The organism is Nitrospiria bacterium, assembly GCA_035498035.1.
GTDB lineage: Bacteria > Nitrospirota > Nitrospiria > JACQBZ01 > JACQBZ01 > JACQBZ01.
Map to the genome: position 1 here is coordinate 39,309 of DATKAN010000038.1, position 16,576 is coordinate 55,884.

The window sequence follows — 16,576 nt, forward strand, 5'->3', positions numbered from 1 at the left end:
CACTTCTGGGCTTACACAGTCTGCGGTTCACCCTCACGGGAGATCCCCTGGCTGTGTCGTTGCGGGCGGATGGGGCGCCCCGCCTCCGGCCGCCCGCCTAATTTCCCCCGGCCTCGATACAGGCGACGCCCCGGGGTCCGACGATCGCTCCGTGTCTCGTTCCGGCGGGGATGATCAAGCGATCGCCGGGATGAAGCTCCACCTCGCGGCCGCTGTCCGGCAATGAGAAGACGATGCTTCCCTCGAGACAAAAGAGCGTTTTGCGATACGGATGCGCATGAGCGGCATAGACATCGCCCGGGCCGTTCGACCACCGGCTGGGCGACAGCCCTCTCGCCTTAAAGAAGTTGATGATTTCTTCCTCCGGAAGCGGATGAGCGTGCGGCCAGCGCAGGACCTGGACGTTGCCGGGTAGAGTTTCATGATAAGAAGGCGGTTTCAAGATCGGGTTCTCCGGAGCGCGGCCGAATTGAATCTCCAGCATAACCGGTTCAAGGATGGATGTGCAAGAGGGCTTTCGTGTATGATACCGCCATGTCCGTCCAGGATCCTCCGTTTGATATAAAAACCCTTCGCGGTCTGTCCGAGAAGGAGGCCGCCGACCGGCTGGGCGAGGAGGGATATAACGAGCTTCCCTCGGCCAAACGGCGCGGGACTGCGGCCATTGCCTTCGAAATCGTCCGTCAGCCGATTTTTATTCTGCTGGCCGCCGCCGGTTTGATTTATCTGATCCTGGGCAATCGCAATGAGGCGCTGATGCTGCTCGCCTTCGTCGGGGTCGTCATCGGCATCACCCTCTATCAGGAGCGAAAGACCGAGCGCGCGTTGGAGGCGCTGCGCGACCTGTCGAGCCCCCGGGCGCTGGTCATCCGGGACGGCCTGCGAAGGCGCGTCGCCGGCCGGGAAGTGGTGCGCGACGATCTTCTCGTGCTGTCCGAAGGGGACCGTGTCCCGGCCGACGCCGTGGTCCTGTCGGCCAACGATCTGTCGGCGGATGAATCGCTGCTGACGGGCGAGTCGGTCCCGGTTCGAAAGTCGGTCTGGAACGGCGTCATGGAACTGTCCCGTCCCGGAGGGGACGATCGGCCGTTTGTATATTCCGGCACGCTGGTGGTGCAGGGACAGGGCATCGCCCGTGCGCGGGCGACCGGCGACCGGACGGAGATCGGGAAGATCGGGATGGTGCTGGAAAAAGTTGAAGCGGAAGAAAGCCCGCTGCAGAGGGAGACCGGCCGCCTGGTTCGGAACCTCGCGATCGCCGGCCTCTCCCTCTGCGGCCTCGTCGTGATTTTATACGGCTTGACGCGGGGGAACTGGCTGAACGGATTTCTGGCCGGGATCACGCTGGCGATGGCGCTTCTGCCGGAGGAGTTTCCGGTCGTGCTGACCGTCTTTCTGGCGATCGGGGCCTGGCGGATCGCACAGCACCGGGTGCTGACCCGCCACGTCACGACGGTCGAAACGCTGGGCGCGGCCACGGTGCTTTGCGTGGACAAGACCGGGACGCTGACGCAAAACCGGATGACGGTCCGCCGGATCTTCTCGAAGGGGGAGGTGTGCGAGATCGGGGAGTCGCCGGGACCGTTGCCGGAGAGCGTTCACGAAATTCTGGAATTCGCCCTACTGGCCAGCGAGATCGATCCCTTTGATCCGATGGAGAGGGCCATCCGGGAACTGGGCGATCGATCTCTGGCCCGGTCCGAACATTTTCACCGGGACTGGACTTTGGTTCAGGATTATTCCCTGACCTCCAAACTCCTGGCGCTGTCGCATGTCTGGAAATCGCCCGACCGTAACGCCTGTATTGTGGCGTCCAAGGGCTCGCCCGAGGCGATCGCCGACCTGTGCCATCTCGATCCGGCCGCAAAGGAAGAGCTCGCCCGCCGGGTCGGTTCGATGGCGGACGAGGGTCTTCGGGTGCTCGGCCTGGCCCGGGCCGAATTCGGCGGGACCGCCTGGCCCGGTGACCAACATGACTTCGATTTTGTCTATCTGGGCCTGATCGGGTTGACCGACCCTGTCCGTCCGTCTGTTCCCGAGGCGCTGCGGGAATGCGAAACCGCCGGCATACGGGTCGTGATGATCACCGGAGACTATCCGGGAACGGCCCGCGCGATCGCACGGCAGATCGGGCTGGGGCCGGTCGATGCGATGATTACCGGCGACGCGCTGGAGCGACTGGGTGACTCCGAGCTCCGCGAGCGGATCAAAAAGGTCAATCTCTTTGCACGGATCCTCCCGGAGCAGAAGTTGCGTCTGGTCGAGGCCTTGAAGGCGAACGGCGAGGTGGTGGCGATGACGGGCGACGGCGTGAATGACGCGCCGGCCTTGAAATCGGCGCATATCGGCATCGCAATGGGGGGCCGCGGCACCGATGTCGCCCGCGAGGCTGCGGCGCTGGTGTTGCTGGAGGATGACTTCGCCTCGATCGTCCAGGCCGTGAAGCTGGGCCGCCGGATCTTCGACAACCTTCGGAAGGCGATGGCCTATATCCTGGCGATCCATGTCCCGATCGCCGGCATGTCGCTGATCCCGTTGATGACGGGTTGGCCCCTTGTTTTTTTCCCCGTCCATATTATGTTTCTCGAATTGATCATCGACCCGGCCTGCTCGATCGTTTTCGAGGCGACGCCGGAGGAGGCCGATCTGATGACCCGGCCTCCCCGGGATCCAAAGCGGCCCTTGTTCGGCATCCGGATTGTCGGGCTGAGTCTTTTGCAGGGGATCATCGTTCTGTTGATCATCCTGGCGGTCTACGGCATCGCCCTGTATCGCGGGCAGGGAGAGTCGGACGCACGCGCGCTGGTCTTTACCGCGCTGGTCATCGCCAACCTTGGACTGATCTTCACCAACCGTTCCTGGTCCCGCACCATTCTGGAGACGCTGCGGAGGCCGAGTCCCGCGCTCTGGTGGGTCGTGGGAGGCGCGTTGGCCTTTCTCGGCCTCGTCTTCTATATCCCCTTTCTGCGAAATCTGTTTCATTTTGCGCCGCTGCGTCCGATGGATGTGGCGGTCGCGTTCGCGGCCGGGGCGAGCGGCATTCTCTGGTTTGAGGCTTTGAAGCTGTTCAACGGCCGGCGGAAGCGATCTAAAATTAAATAAAAAAACGACTTTAATCCTGTGCATCGGCGGGTCCTGTCCTTCGGCAGCCCCAGCGTGCTCGCCACTCCGCCCGGCGTAGGGACCCCGGCTGCTCTGGCTGGGGCGCCCCGCCTGCGGCCACCCGCCGCTATTACTTCTTTCGCCGCCAGAGCATCAAAAGCTCTTTTCCCTCGCGACGGGGAATGGACCTGGGAACGCGATCCAAGACCAATTTAAAGCGGTGGCTGAATCGGTCCAGCAGCTCATCGCGCGTCGCGCCGAACGGCGGGCCGGTCTCGGGCCGTATCGCATAGAAAACGCCGAGCAGGATGCCGTCCGGCTTCAAGAGGCTCGCGGCCGCTTCGACATAGCGGTCCCGATGATCCGGATCGATCGCGCAGAAAAAAGTATTTTCAAAAATAAGATCGTAGGGTCCGCGCAGACGGGCGGGCAGATGAAGAAAGTCGGCCTGTTCGAACCGCGCATTCTTTAAACCTTCCAAATCGGCCAGCCGCGTCGCTTCCTCGACGGCTTTTTTAACGACATCCAGACCGATCACATCGAACCCTGCGGAAGCCAGCGCGCGCGCGTCATGCCCGTGCCCGCAACCCGGGACGAGCGCGCGGCCGTATCGGAACGGCACGGCCCGACCCGACCCCGAATCGTTTTTCAGGAAATCGACCAGGCCGGGCGACGCCCCGCCCTGATCCCAGCCGGTGTCGCCGTTCCTGTACAGCTCCGCCCAGAACGCGGCGTCGACTTCCTGTTCCTTCCGCCCGATGTGGGGATAATGTTTTCGTCCCGGTCTCGTCATGGTTTATAAATTAAAAAAATAAACCCGGAAGCGGATTCTTCATCCTAAAGCGGCTACGACGTCCGCGCTTCCGGGTTTTGGTGGCCCTGGGATTGCATCCCAGGCTTCACCTTCGAGAAGGGTATGGCGCTTAGGACGCGGCCACCTCACTCGCCGTAGGGTTAATACAACTGCCCACTGGACCACCTCCTTCCTCGGAACGGGGGCCCTCCCACGCGTCAGGATCGAACCCCCTTACGCGCGGGCCCCGCCCCTATGCGGCGTTCCACCGCGCCGGGCCGGACCCAGGTCCGCCCGTCCCATCGAACCGGCCGCCGCTGCCGGCCCGACGAGCCGCCTCCCGCATACCGGGAGACTCGGGGAGGAGTGACTCCCCTGAAAACCCGAACAGACATCCCATAAATCTTAGCAGCAGTTAGGGCATATTGCAATACGCCCCCGCAAAATTTCTCTACCGTCCCAGCAGCCGGGAGAGGATCATCTCGGTCGAGCGGGATTTGTTGAGCGTGTAGAAGTGAATTCCGGGCGCGCCCTTGTCCAGCAGATCGCGGGCCTGGCGAAAGGTCCAGTCGATACCGTAGCGGATCACGTACTCCGCGTCGGTCTGACGGGGTTCCAACGTCCGGACGATCTCGGCCGGGACGCGCGCGCCGCACATCGCGGCGAATTTATGAAGCTGGCCGTAGTTCGTGACCGGCATCAGGCCGGGCAGGACCGGAAGCGTGATTCCCAAGGCCCGGACCCGCTCGACGAACCGAAAATAGTCTTCGTTGTTGAAGAACAGCTGGGTCGTTATAAAATCCGCCCCGGCCTCCGCCTTCTCCTTGAGATGACGCAGGTCCTCCTCCATGGTGGGGGCCTCGGGATGTTTTTCGGGATAGCCGGCGACGCCGACGCAGAAACCGTCCATCTTCCGGATGTGGCGGACCAGGTCGACCGCGTACCGGTATTCCCGTCGGTTTTCGGGAGGAAGATGGCCGTCCTTGGGCGGATCGCCCCGGAGCGCCATGATGTTCTCGATCCCGAGGACGCGGATCTTCTCCACGATCGCCTCGATCTCGTTTCGGGTGTGGGCGATGCAGGTGAGATGGGCGACGGTCGTGAGCCCCAGCTCGTTCTGGATCATGCCGGCCGTCTCGATCGTCCGGTCGCGGCTCGATCCCCCGGCCCCGTAGGTGAGCGTGACGAAGGAGGGCGCGAGCCCCTTCAGGTCCCGCACGGTGGACTTGAACTGGGTCATCCCCTCCGGCGTTTTCGGAAGGAAGAACTCGAAGGAAAAAACCGGACGCCGGTCGTTAAAACAGTCCCGAACTTTCATGGCGCCGCGGCCTCGTTTTCGGAGGGGCCTTCACCTTTTTGTCTGTCGGCAATCAACCCAGTTCCCTCCATAGAAATCTTCATAAGATTAGCGCAAACGGGAATCGATGCCAAGAAAAAAATTGCGCCGTTACCATCCCATTCGTTTGGCCAGGAACGGAGCGGCCATCAACGCCAGGCCCACGGCGACGATGCCGAGGGTGCCTGAAACGAAATAGGGATAGATCATCAGGAACAGGCCCGCGGCCAGGGAAGGTCCCGCCCGTTGGCGTTTTCCGTAGACGAAATAGCCAAGGCCGACCGCGCTGAATAGCACGGTCAGGAATAAATTCAGAACGTCGCTGTCCATCGGATGCCCCCGCCCGTGCTCATCCCGGCCGGACCCGATAGAGGACCGCCGGGTCTCCGCCGGGATGGCGCCGGCGGCTCCCATTCAATCGATGATCCGTTCATGAGGTTTAAGGGTCGAGAGGATCGGCTTGGCATCTTCAAAGAACTGAAAGGCCGTCGCCTCGAAGGCCTCGGCCTGGGAATAGGTCAACCAGTTCACCCAGGCGACCGGCAGCAGGCCGAGCCAGAGTCCCATTTTGCGCGTGATCTTGTATGAAAATGTTTTCCGCTGTTCGCCATCCACGAACAAACGGTAGTGCACTTTATAACTTTCCTGGACGCTCCAGGAAGGCAGGGCCGTCAGTGTCACCAAGGAAAGGTAATGGAAGATCGTCGCGGCCGTATGGGGGCGGTTCCATTCCACATCCACCAGACAAAACACGCCCGTCCGGGGGATCTCCATGACGTCGGCCGTATTGGCGAAGGGCGTTTCATTGTTAAAGACCGCCTGCAAGGCGGTCTTGCCCCCTTCGTTCGGAAAGGGGAAGGGATTGATATGATAGGAGAGCAGGTCGTAGGATCTGGATTCGGGCGGTTTTCCGATCATATCGACCGGGAAATCCCGGTAGACGATGATGCAGGAAGATAAAAAGACCGGAAATAAGAGGCCAGCCGAAAGGACAAGGGCGATTTTTTTACGGGGCTGGTTTCGAATGGGCGATCCTCTGAGGGTGTTTTAAGGCCGGGCCGGACGGGGGGTCGCCTCCGGGTGAGCGGATTCATAAGACCGTATCTGGCCTTCATACTGCAAGGTCAGGCCGATGTCGTCCAGGCCGCCCAGCAGACAGCTGCGGCGGAAGTCGTCCACCTCGAATCCAATCTCCAGGCCGTCGCCCGATATCACCTTCTTTATCTCGAGGTCCACGGTCAGCCGGTACCCGGGTGTCCCGCGGACGCGCTGAAAGAGCGTTTCGACCTGTCCTTCCGAAAGCCTCACCGGCAGGATACCGTTCTTAAAACAATTATTGTAGAAAATATCGGCAAAGGACGGCGCGATGACGCACCGGAAACCGTAATCCAATAAGGCCCATGGCGCGTGTTCCCGGGAGGACCCGCAGCCGAAGTTCGCCCGCGCGACCAGAATGGTGGCCCCGCGATAGCGTTCGGCGTTCATCTCGAATTCCGGATTCGGTTTTTGGCCGTCGATGAAGCGCCAATCGTAAAACAGAAACCGTCCGAAGCCCGTCCGCTCGATCCGCTTTAAAAACTGCTTGGGGATGATCTGATCGGTGTCGACATTGGGGAGGTCGAGCAGTGTGACGATCCCGGTGTGTTTTTTAAAAGGGTCCATGGTTCACACGCGTTATTGTAGGGGCGACCCCCTGGGGTCGTCCTGGGCAGGCACGGGGGCCTGCCCCTACATTAATCCTTCGATTCCAATTCGTATTGTCGCACGTCGACGAAACGGCCTTCGACCGCGGCGGCGGCCGCCATGATCGGGCTGACAAGATGCGTCCGCCCGCCCTTTCCCTGACGGCCCTCAAAGTTTCGGTTGGAGGTCGAGGCGCAGCGCTCGCCGGGTTTTAAGATATCCGGGTTCATCCCCAGACACATCGAGCAGCCCGACTCCCGCCAGTCGAACCCGGCCGACCTGAAGATCCGGTCCAGGCCTTCTTCCTCGGCCTGTTTTTTCACCCGTTGCGAGCCGGGCACCACCATCGCGTAAACATTTGGAGCGACCCGCCGCCCCTTCACAAATCGGGCTGCGTGGCGGAGGTCCTCGATCCGGGCGTTGGTGCAGGAGCCGATGAAGACCCGGTCGATCGGGATGTCGGTCATCGCCGTTCCGGCCCTCAACCCCATGTAGTCCAGCGCCCGCTCGGCCGATTTCCGCGCGTTGGGGTCCGCAAAATCGGACGGGTTCGGCACGCGGGCATCGACCGGGACGACCTGTCCGGGGTTGGTGCCCCACGTGACCTGGGGCGCGAGGGAGGCCGCGTCGATTTTCAGGGCGCGGTCGAAGCGGGCCCCCGCGTCGGTGGGCAGGCGCTTCCACCGTTCAACGGCCGCGTCGAATCCGCCGTCGGCGGAGGCCGGAACGTATCGCCGGCCCTTGAGATACTCAAAGGTCTTCTCGTCGGGGGCGATCATCCCGGCGCGGGCGCCGCCCTCGATCGACATGTTGCAGACCGTCATCCGCTCTTCCATCGAAAGCCCTCGGATGGTTTCCCCGGCGTACTCGATCACATGACCCGTTCCCCCGTCGGTCCCGATCCGGCCGATGATTGAAAGGATGATGTCCTTCGCCTCGATGCCGAACGGCCGCCGTCCGTTCACCTCAATCAAAAAGGTCTTGGGTCTGTCCTGGAGGAGGCACTGGGTCGCCATCACGTGCTCCACCTCGCTGGTGCCGATCCCGAAGGCCAGCGCCCCGAAGGCGCCGTGCGTCGAAGTGTGGCTGTCGCCGCAGACCAGCGTCTGGCCGGGCAGGGTCAAGCCCAGCTCCGGCCCGATGACGTGGACGATCCCCTGGTCGGGACTGCGGAGATCGAAGAGCGTGACCCCGAACTCTCTGCAGTTTCGGACCAGCGTTTCCATCTGCTGGGCCGAGATCGCGTCCTCGATTGGAATCGACCGGTCGGTGGTGGGGACGTTGTGGTCCATCGTGGCGAAGGTCAGATCGGGCCGGCGGACCCGCCGGCGGGCCAGGCGAAGGCCTTCGAAGGCCTGGGGAGACGTGACCTCGTGCACCAGGTGGCGGTCGATATAGATAAGGGAAGGCTGGCCCGTCTCTTCGTGGACGACGTGCGCCTCCCAGGTTTTCTCGAACATCGTTTTCGCTTGCATGGCTCTACCCGGACATGGTCCTGTCTTAGGAACCTATTTTTGCACAGAATCCGGTGCGAGGGCAAGCCATAATCCATTCGCTTTATTTTCGGCTTTCCGTGGGGGAGGCCACCAGCGATCTCTCCTCCGAACGGAGCGGATGATCCACCGCATGGTGAGTCGGTTTTCTCCGGACGGATCGGGCCAGGCTCAAGACGATGGGGACGGCCATCACGGCCACGCCGGCCATTCCGGACCAGAAGAAATACAAATGAGACGATTGGAGCAGCGGCATCCCCACGATGACGGCGTCGAACACGTAGTGGGCCACGATGACCGTGATCAGACCGTAACGGACGAAGAAATAGCCGGAGACCAGGCCGTCCACGGTCAGTTCGATTCCCCGGGTATAAAAGGGCATTACGGAATAGTCCGAATGGGCGAATCCCCAGATCAGGGCTGGGACGAAGAGGGCCAGGGCTCGCGACCGAAAATATTTAATCATCAGGGCGATCGCGAAGAACCGGTAGATCAATTCCTCCGAGACGGAAGACCGGAAGGCGTTGGTGATGGGTTCCAGGAAGGGAAGCCAGGTGCCCAGCATATTGGAATAGCTGCTGGGAACGGGCGACCAGACATCGAAGTAGCGTTGGCCCACCAGATAAAAAACCGTCATATAACCCAGGCTGATCGACGCCAGCAGGTAGCCCATGAACAGGGCGCGCGTGAAATCCCGGGAAAGCCAGCCGCGTCTTCCAGTGATCTGATCCACCCGCTTGGCCGTGAAAACTTCCCGGCCGACGGCCCATCCGGCGACGGCGAACAAAAACGTCACAACACCCGACCAGAGGGTCGCTTCGATCGTGTCGAAGATCCATCCGCCCCAAAACGTGTAGAGGGGGGAATCGGTGGAGTACGAGGACCGGATGTTGGGAATGGCATTGATCTCCCCGAGAACTTTCGCCGTCACCATGGCCAGGGCCAGGTACAAGGCCCCTTTCCAGGGGATGGTCCTGTATTTATGGTGGGTCAGAAATATGACCAGCGCGGACAGGGAAAGGAAAACCGTCAACAATCCGCTCAGCCTCGCGAGCAGTTCCCCCTTCGAGCTTTCCCCCTCGTACATCTCCGCAAATTTTTGGGGAACGCTGATCGATTGCTCATACCCGTCCACCGCGTCCCCGTGAACGGCGAGGGTCATCAGCAGTTGGGCCTCTCCGAGGGAGGGCGTGGACGCCTTCCATGTAAAGATATGGTCGGTCCTTTTCTCCCTTTGCTTGGTCGAGGCGTTGATCAGGTCGTAGCTCAAGAAATCAACGTCCTTCTGATTCTGGATAAAGGTTTCGGCCAGCTCCAGGGCCCGGCTTTGTTTAAGGCGGGCTCCCTTCGTATCCTCCGGAATGTAATGGTTAAACGCGATGATCCGGCCTTTGGGGTTTACATAAACTCTGAACTCCTCGTACTGAAGTTCCTTCAAGAAGCGGACCTTCCAATACCGGAGGGGCAGATCTTGCGCCAGGGCATTGAAGCGGTCCATCCCCATCGATCGCTGAAGGTAAAGTGCGGCGTCGCTATCCTCGGAAAAAAGGACGGTTTCCACATAACCGTCCAGGTTGAATCCCTGCGCTTCGAGGAATTGCCGTGCCTCGCGTAATGCGTGATTTCTTGATATGTGGGAATTCATCGTGGCCGTCGGAGAGGCGTCGTCGTAGAACCTCAGAAAGACGAACAGGGCGATGACCGCCAAGAGAGCGATGAAAATGTCTTTTTTTTCTAATGAGGTTTTCATCGGATGGGCGCTTCCTGGAGGCACAATTTAAGTGTATCACGTCGTCGACGTCCGTCAATCCGATCTCCCCCCTCGAAAGTGGGTTTTTCGGTTCATTTCGCGGCGGTTGCGCATCGGTTACGATTTTATTATAATGACACCACAGGATACGAACGGGAGCCTTTTGAATGAAACGAAGCAAGGGACAGGTCGAGTCCGAAATCAGCAACGCCATGATTCAATTCGAAAAGGATTACATGGGTCGGGGTCCGAAGGAGAGCAAAACCTGTATTATCGACGATATGATCCTTGTGCGCCTCAAAGGAGTTCTGACCCCGGCCGAGCAACAGCTGGCCAAGAATCCGAAAGGGACGGACCTGATCAAGGAGATACGCTCCAACCTCCTGGAACAGGCCCGGGGATTGTTGACCGAGGTGATCGAAAAAATTACGGGGCTCAAGGTGGTCAGCCTCCACACCGACATCAGTACAAAAACAGGGGAGCGGGTCATTATTTTTTCATTGAACGAAAATCTGGAGGAGCGATCCCGCAACAATAATACTTGACCAAGGGACTTGGCCTGGTGTTCAATAATGGAAATGGAAGATAGCCCGAAGGATCCCGCTCCGCCGGATCGGTCGGGCTGTAAGCCGACTCGGAATGGGTCGGCATTTTTTTGTCTTTAGGTCCCGCGACGACTGGTGACGATGCTCCACGACTACCCTTTGCTCATACTGCTTGCGCCCCTGGCCGCGGCCCTTCCGACCGCGTTTCCGTCCGCCTGGATCGGCCGGAGGGCGTACGGGATCGGGGTTCTGGCCCACGTGCTGGCTTTCGGGCTGGCCGTATGGGTCCTTCGCGAGGTGGGGACGCCCGGCCACGATCCCTTCCGCATTTTCCTCTTTCCCTCCCCCTGGAGCCGCCTGGTCAATTTCGAACTTTCAATCGACCGCCTGGCCGCCGTGATGATGGTTCTGATCACCGGTATTGGGGCGCTGATTTATCTCTATTCCGTTCGCTACATGCAGTCCGAACGGGGACGCGGATGGTTCCATACGCTTCTGGCCCTGGCCGTCTTCGTGCTTCTCTGCATGGTTTCCAGCGCCAATCTGCTGATGCTCTTTGTTTTCTGGCAGCTCTTGAGCTGGATTCTCAGCCTGCTGGCCTACAACTATTCGCACACGCCCACGGCGCAGGGCGCCTTCCGGACCTTTACGATGCTTCGCCTGGGGGATGTCGCCTTTCTCGCCGGGATCGTCCTGGCCTACGGTCTCTACGGCACACTCGATTTCGATCCGCTCTTCAGCCGGGCCGCGGGGGATCCGATGCTGTTGTCGCTCTTCGGGCCCGAAAGCGGGATCGAAGTCGGCGGCCCCACGGTCGTCGCCCTCCTGATTTTTGTCGGGGCCATGAGCAAGTCCGCCCAGTTTCCCTTGCATATGTGGCTGCCCGATTCCCTCTACGCGCCGACCCCGGTTCATGCCCTTCTGCATGCCGGAATCATCAATGCCGGCGGCTTCCTCCTAAACCGTCTCGCCCCGCTCTACGGCCTCAGTCCCGCGGTCTTGCATGCGGTCTTCGTCGTCGGCCTGCTCACCGCCCTCCTGGGGGCCTCCATGATGCTGACGCAGAACGACATCAAAAAAACCCTGGGCTACTCCACGATCGGGCAGATGGGCTACATGATCATGGAATGCGGCCTGGGGGCCTTCGCCCTGGCGGTCTTTCATCTGATCGCGCACGGGCTGTTCAAGGCCACGATCTTCCTCCATTGCGGCAACGTGATCCATGCGGCCCGGCTCGATCCGAGGTTTCCGCCGAAAATCGAGACGTCGGAGCCGCCGGACTTTTCGCTCCTGACCTGGCTGACCGGGTTTACGACGACGCTCATCCTCCCGCTGATCATCCTGCTGGCCGCGCACGGGGTGCTCAACATCACCTTCAGGGACTCGCAGGGGGTCGTGATCTTCCTGTTCTTCAGCTGGGTCACCTCTTCCCAGGCCATCCTGACGCTCTACCGTTTTCGGGCGGTCGCCTCCCGAAAGGTGGCGGCGCTCATGCTTCTCACGCTTCTGCTGGTCGTCTCAACTTATCTTCTCGCGGCGGAGGCCTTCACCTATTTTCTCTATCCGGCGCCGGGTCGTGTGTCCGCTTATTTCCAGGCCGCCGCATTGCCGGGGGGACTGTTCGATGCCGTGATCCTGGCGACCGCGCTGTTTGTCATTCTGGGATGGACCCTCATCTACGCGAGGAGCCACGGACGCTCGATCCGTTTGCCGGAATGGGTCGGCGAACTGCATGTCCGGTTCTATCTTTTCTGCATGAACCGGCTTTACATGGACGCCCTTTTGCTTCGACTCGGCCGCCGATTCGCCCGCGCCGCCCGTTGGACGGAACGGAGCCGGCTCTTCGCCCCCGTGCTGTCCCTGATCGCGCTCGGCCTGGTCTGGCCCGCGTTGGGTCGGGCGGCGGATCTGCCGGCGCCGACCCTGGCGATCTTGGCTGCGTCGGCCCTCCTGCTCCCGCTCTTCCCCTTTCACGGGGTCTATGTCACCGCCCTGACCCGTCTGCCGGGTTACGGGCCGGTGCTCGTCGCCCTGCTGCTGCCCGCGGCCGGATTCTACGGGCTGGTCCATCTCCTTCCCGATCTTCCGCCGGAGCTCCTGGGAAATGTGAGCCGGCTGGCCTTGATCGGCGCCCTCTACGGCACATTCAGGGCGCTGATGCAGGACCGACCGAAGCGCCTGACGGCCTATGCCGGTCTGGTTTTCTATTCGGTGCTGTGGTGGCATTTGGCCGCGGCCCGAAGCCCGACGCCCCAGGCCGGCGTCTACGCCGGCTCGGCGGCGCTACTCACCGGCGGTCTCTTCTTTGCCTTCAATCGCCTGGAGGCGCGGTACGGGGATCTCGGCGCTGATCCGGGAATTGGCCGGATGGGGGGACTGGCTCTGCCGATGCCCCGCTTTGCCACGATGCTGGGCTTCCTGGTGATGGCGACCGTTGGCCTGCCGCCCTTCGGCCTATTTTCCGGCTTCATCGGGATGCTGCTCAACCCGCCCGTCACCCGCTTGATCGAAACGCCCGGGGCTTTGCTGGTCATCCTCCTCGCCTGGTTCGGGGCGTCGTGGTATCTGTTCCGGATGATGCAGCGACTCCTCTTCGGTCCCCATCGGCCGGAAATCCTCTATGAAGACCTCCGCCCGACCGAAGTCGCCTCCTTCATGATCGTGCTGGCGTTATTGATCGGCTTGGGCCTTGCGCCGCACGGCTCCCTCGACGCCTCGTTTCTTGCCGACGGTTATCGCACCGCGATGGAATGGAGCCGATGGAACCCGTAGAGCCCAAACACTACAACGACACCCAGCGGATGCGGCTCCGGGGGGTGATCCTGATTGCCGGCGAGATCGTCGCCCCGTACTGGCCGATGCGAACCTTTGTCCATCACAATCCGCTGCATGCACTGGAAGATCTTCCTTTCGGGGAGGCGGTACGGCGCGGGCGGGAACTTCTGGGCGGAAACGGTTATCTCTCCAACGCGCTTTTTCGGGATTATTTCCGCTCGGGCCGGATCCTTCCTCGCCAGGTCGACGCCGCTCTCAGGCCGATGGCGCAGGACCGAAAGGTGGCGCTGGGCCGCAGGGAAGTCGGGCACATCGATGTGCTCCGGGCCCGTCTGCTTCGGGGGATCTCCGACCCCGCGCCCCTCTCGGAAGGCGGCGCGCTCGAGGCCCGGATCGGCCGCGGCGCGGATCGGTCCCTGGTCGACGCGCTGGCCGAGCGGCTCGCGCCCCTGCAGGATTTGCCGGGTCACCCGGAGCCCGTCGTCCCCGCGCCCCCTGGCCGGAGTTCGACCCTGGCGGACTGGTGCGACCGCGCCCTCGGCGCGAAGACCACCGAGCTCATCGATCGGGAATTGATCAAATGGTGCGAGGCCTTCTTGGACGAAGGGCACGCCGCCTGGTGGATGCCCGGTCGGGATAGGGGATTCTACGGCGCGTGGAAATGGCTGGCCGGGCGGGAATGGTCCCCCTGCGCGATCCCGGACAGCCGAAGTAAAATCGCCCGTCTGCCGGACCCGCCGGAAGATGCGCTGCTGGATTCGCTCGACGCGCTCGGAATTCCATCCGAGGCCTGGCCGGACTATCTTTCGCGGCACCTGGCGGCGCTGCCCGGCTGGGCCGGTTTCATTAAGTGGCGTTCGGAGCAGGCCGACTATGAGTGGCAGCAGGTCTATCCAGCCGATCTGGTCCAGTACCTCGCCGTGCGGCTTTGGTATGAGCGGGAATTGGTGCGGCAGGCCTGCCGGGAGGAACTGGGGGTCGACGGGAATCTGAAGTCCATTTCCGAAGCGGTCGCGCGGAACGCGGGCGCCATGGAAAAAGCAGCGGGGCTTCGCGAAGCGTCCCTTCCGCGCGGGGATTCCCGCCACCGATCCTCCGCCTGGCGGCTGAAGTCGCTCGCGGACGCGCTGGAGATCGATGTCCCCGTTTTAATCGAAACCCCGCCCGAGACGCTGAAGGTCCTGCTGGAATGGCTCGACGCCTTTCCGGAGTCGGAGCACGGGCCGGTGTGGCTGGAGGCGTTGGAGGCCGGGTATCAGGAGCAATTAATCGATAAACTCCGGTCCAATCTATCCGGCCCGCCGCCGGCGCCGACGACCGTTCGTCCTCAAGCGCAGGCGGTCCATTGCATCGATGTAAGGTCCGAGCCGTTCCGGCGCCATTTGGAGGCGGTCGGGGATTATGAAACCTACGGCTTCGCGGGTTTCTTCAGCGTCTTCATCCGGTACCGAGCCCTGGGCCATCTCCACGAGACAGACCAGTTTCCCGTGATCATGAAGGCCAAGAACGTCGTGCGCGAAGTTCCCCGGACCTATCATGGGCAGCGGCTCTCCAGGCACCAGGCCGGGACCAGGCTGCTCCAGGCGGGGCATGAGCTGCTTCATGACCTGAAGGAAAATGTGGTCACCCCTTATGTGGCGGTGGAATCGCTCGGCTGGTTTTACGGTTTACCCTTGCTCGGCAAAACCGTCTTCACCGCTTGGTATCAAAATTGGACCGACTGGCTCCGGCGCACCTTCGTGCCGACGGTCGCCACCGCCGTGACCGTGGACAAGCTGTTGCGGGAGGAGGTCGAGGAAATGCTGGCCGCCGAGCAGCGCTCCGTCATCCGCCGTGCGCTCCAGGAACGGTTCGGGGACCGCGATCTGAATCTTTCCCTCGAGCGGCTGGATTATCTGCGCAAACGGGCCCTGGATGAACCTTATTCGGGACAGCATCCCCCGAAAGGATCGCTCACGGCCGGGGAGGAGGCGGACTTTGTCCGGGCGCTGCGCGATCAGTACCGGATCAACCCGGGCGGCGCCTTCGCCCGCATGGAGCGCATCACCCGGATCGGCTTCACGCCCGGAGAGCAGGCCTTCACGGTCGAGACCGCTCTCCGGATGATGGGACTGACCCGGAACTTCGCCCGGCTCGTCCTCTTCTGCGGCCACGGCGGAACGACCGAGAACAATCCCTTCGAGGCGGCGCTGGACTGCGGCGCCTGCGGCGGGAATTCGGGTCAACCGAATGCGCGGGTCCTGGCGGCCATGGCCAACAAACCGCTGGTCCGTGACGCGCTGGCCCGGAACGGCATCGTCATTCCCCAGGATACCTACTTTATCGCGGGCCTGCACGATACGACGACGGACGCCGTTCGGCTCTTCGACCTTGAGGATCTTCCACACACCCACCTCAAAGATCTGCTCCGTTTAAGCCGCGACCTCGAAGAGGCCGGCCGGCGGACCAGCCAGGAGCGATGCGCTCGGTTTCCGGAGATCGCGGCCATTCTCCCGCCGGGCCGGGCGACGCGGGAGGCGCGCCGGCGGAGCGGCGACTGGAGCGAGGTCCGGCCGGAGTGGGGGCTGTCGGGCAACGCCGCCTTTCTCGTCGGCCGCCGCGAGTTGATCCGGGGGATCGATCTTGGAGGCCGGGTCTTTCTTCATTCCTACGACTACCGCGACGATCCCGCCGGCCGGCTGCTGGAGATCGTGATGACCGGTCCGCAAGTCGTCGGGGAATGGATCAACATGGAGCATTATTTCTCCACGGTCGATCCCGAAGTGTACGGCAGCGGGAGCAAAATTTACCACAACGTCGTCGGCCGCTTCGGGGTGATGTCGGGCCCCCAGAGCGATCTTCGCACGGGCCTGGCCCGGCAGACCGTGATGGACGGGCCGCGGCCGTTCCATGAGCCGGTCCGGATGTTCACGCTGATCGAGGCGCCCCGGGATAGGATCATCCGGATCATCGGACGTCAGCGGTTTCTTCAGCATCTGTACGACAATCAATGGGTGCACCTGGCCGCGCTTGATCCGGAGGAAAAAATGTTCTATCGTTATGTTCCGAGGCAGGGATGGACGCCCTTCGGAGTCGAAGGCCGTCCCTGAAGACAAACCC

At 61.9% G+C, this 16,576-nt stretch carries 12 protein-coding genes; 4 read left to right on the plus strand and 8 right to left on the minus strand.

The features are described 5' to 3' along the window. Positions 1–97: 97 nt before the first annotated feature. On the minus strand, positions 98–442 hold the full coding sequence (locus tag VMN77_07815) for a cupin domain-containing protein (GenBank protein HTN43688.1): 345 nt from the start codon (positions 440–442) through the stop codon (positions 98–100). Between the two features lie 92 nt (positions 443–534). Here VMN77_07815 and VMN77_07820 point away from each other — a divergent pair, with 92 nt between their 5' ends. Then, positions 535–3,102, plus strand: a complete 2,568-nt coding sequence (locus VMN77_07820) for a cation-translocating P-type ATPase (GenBank protein HTN43689.1) — start codon at positions 535–537, stop codon at positions 3,100–3,102. A 130-nt stretch (positions 3,103–3,232) separates the two neighbouring features. Here VMN77_07820 and VMN77_07825 read toward each other — a convergent pair whose 3' ends face one another. The 7 genes from VMN77_07825 to VMN77_07855 form a co-directional block, all read right to left on the minus strand. Next, positions 3,233–3,895, minus strand: a complete 663-nt coding sequence (locus VMN77_07825) for a methyltransferase domain-containing protein (protein HTN43690.1) — start codon at positions 3,893–3,895, stop codon at positions 3,233–3,235. Between the two features lie 451 nt (positions 3,896–4,346). Then, positions 4,347–5,213 (minus strand): methylenetetrahydrofolate reductase [NAD(P)H], encoded by an 867-nt coding sequence (gene metF, locus VMN77_07830; GenBank protein ID HTN43691.1) that lies wholly within the window; start codon positions 5,211–5,213, stop codon positions 4,347–4,349. Positions 5,214–5,342: 129 nt separating this feature from the next. Continuing rightward, the gene (locus tag VMN77_07835; GenBank protein HTN43692.1) at positions 5,343–5,645 is read right to left on the minus strand and encodes a hypothetical protein; all 303 of its coding nucleotides are present in this window, start codon (positions 5,643–5,645) and stop codon (positions 5,343–5,345) included. After that, positions 5,646–6,149, minus strand: a complete 504-nt coding sequence (locus tag VMN77_07840) for a hypothetical protein (GenBank protein HTN43693.1) — start codon at positions 6,147–6,149, stop codon at positions 5,646–5,648. A 129-nt stretch (positions 6,150–6,278) separates the two neighbouring features. Continuing rightward, on the minus strand, positions 6,279–6,893 hold the full coding sequence (gene leuD / locus VMN77_07845; GenBank protein ID HTN43694.1) for a 3-isopropylmalate dehydratase small subunit: 615 nt from the start codon (positions 6,891–6,893) through the stop codon (positions 6,279–6,281). 71 nt (positions 6,894–6,964) lie between these two features. Beyond that, a complete protein-coding gene (leuC, locus tag VMN77_07850) occupies positions 6,965–8,389 on the minus strand; it encodes a 3-isopropylmalate dehydratase large subunit (GenBank protein HTN43695.1) in 1,425 nt (474 codons plus the stop codon). A gap of 82 nt (positions 8,390–8,471) precedes the next feature. Further along, the gene (locus VMN77_07855) at positions 8,472–10,157 is read right to left on the minus strand and encodes a type II CAAX endopeptidase family protein (protein HTN43696.1); all 1,686 of its coding nucleotides are present in this window, start codon (positions 10,155–10,157) and stop codon (positions 8,472–8,474) included. A gap of 167 nt (positions 10,158–10,324) precedes the next feature. Here VMN77_07855 and VMN77_07860 point away from each other — a divergent pair, with 167 nt between their 5' ends. From VMN77_07860 to VMN77_07870, 3 genes are all read left to right on the plus strand, one after another. Beyond that, entirely contained in the window at positions 10,325–10,702 is a 378-nt protein-coding gene (locus tag VMN77_07860; protein ID HTN43697.1) for a DUF2294 domain-containing protein, read from the plus strand. Positions 10,703–10,843: 141 nt separating this feature from the next. Then, positions 10,844–13,474, plus strand: coding sequence for a proton-conducting transporter membrane subunit (locus VMN77_07865; GenBank protein ID HTN43698.1), 2,631 nt, complete (start codon positions 10,844–10,846; stop codon positions 13,472–13,474). Further along, complete coding sequence (locus VMN77_07870) at positions 13,462–16,566, plus strand: DUF2309 domain-containing protein (protein ID HTN43699.1); 3,105 nt, start codon at positions 13,462–13,464, stop codon at positions 16,564–16,566. Before VMN77_07865 ends, VMN77_07870 begins: the two co-directional genes overlap by 13 nt. Positions 16,567–16,576: the final 10 nt, after the last annotated feature.

Bases quoted from the DNA above. Each gene is read 5' to 3' on its own strand.
- VMN77_07820 (HTN43689.1), top strand. From the start codon at position 535: ATGTCCGTCCAGGATCCTCCGTTTGATATAAAAACCCTTCGCGGTCTG.
- VMN77_07825 (HTN43690.1), bottom strand. From the start codon at position 3,895: ATGACGAGACCGGGACGAAAACATTATCCCCACATCGGGCGGAAGGAA.
- metF (HTN43691.1), bottom strand. From the start codon at position 5,213: ATGAAAGTTCGGGACTGTTTTAACGACCGGCGTCCGGTTTTTTCCTTC.
- VMN77_07835 (HTN43692.1), bottom strand. From the start codon at position 5,645: ATGGGAGCCGCCGGCGCCATCCCGGCGGAGACCCGGCGGTCCTCTATC.
- VMN77_07840 (HTN43693.1), bottom strand. From the start codon at position 6,149: ATGATCGGAAAACCGCCCGAATCCAGATCCTACGACCTGCTCTCCTAT.
- leuD (HTN43694.1), bottom strand. From the start codon at position 6,893: ATGGACCCTTTTAAAAAACACACCGGGATCGTCACACTGCTCGACCTC.
- leuC (HTN43695.1), bottom strand. From the start codon at position 8,389: ATGCAAGCGAAAACGATGTTCGAGAAAACCTGGGAGGCGCACGTCGTC.
- VMN77_07855 (HTN43696.1), bottom strand. From the start codon at position 10,157: ATGAAAACCTCATTAGAAAAAAAAGACATTTTCATCGCTCTCTTGGCG.
- VMN77_07860 (HTN43697.1), top strand. From the start codon at position 10,325: ATGAAACGAAGCAAGGGACAGGTCGAGTCCGAAATCAGCAACGCCATG.
- VMN77_07865 (HTN43698.1), top strand. From the start codon at position 10,844: ATGCTCCACGACTACCCTTTGCTCATACTGCTTGCGCCCCTGGCCGCG.
- VMN77_07870 (HTN43699.1), top strand. From the start codon at position 13,462: ATGGAACCCGTAGAGCCCAAACACTACAACGACACCCAGCGGATGCGG.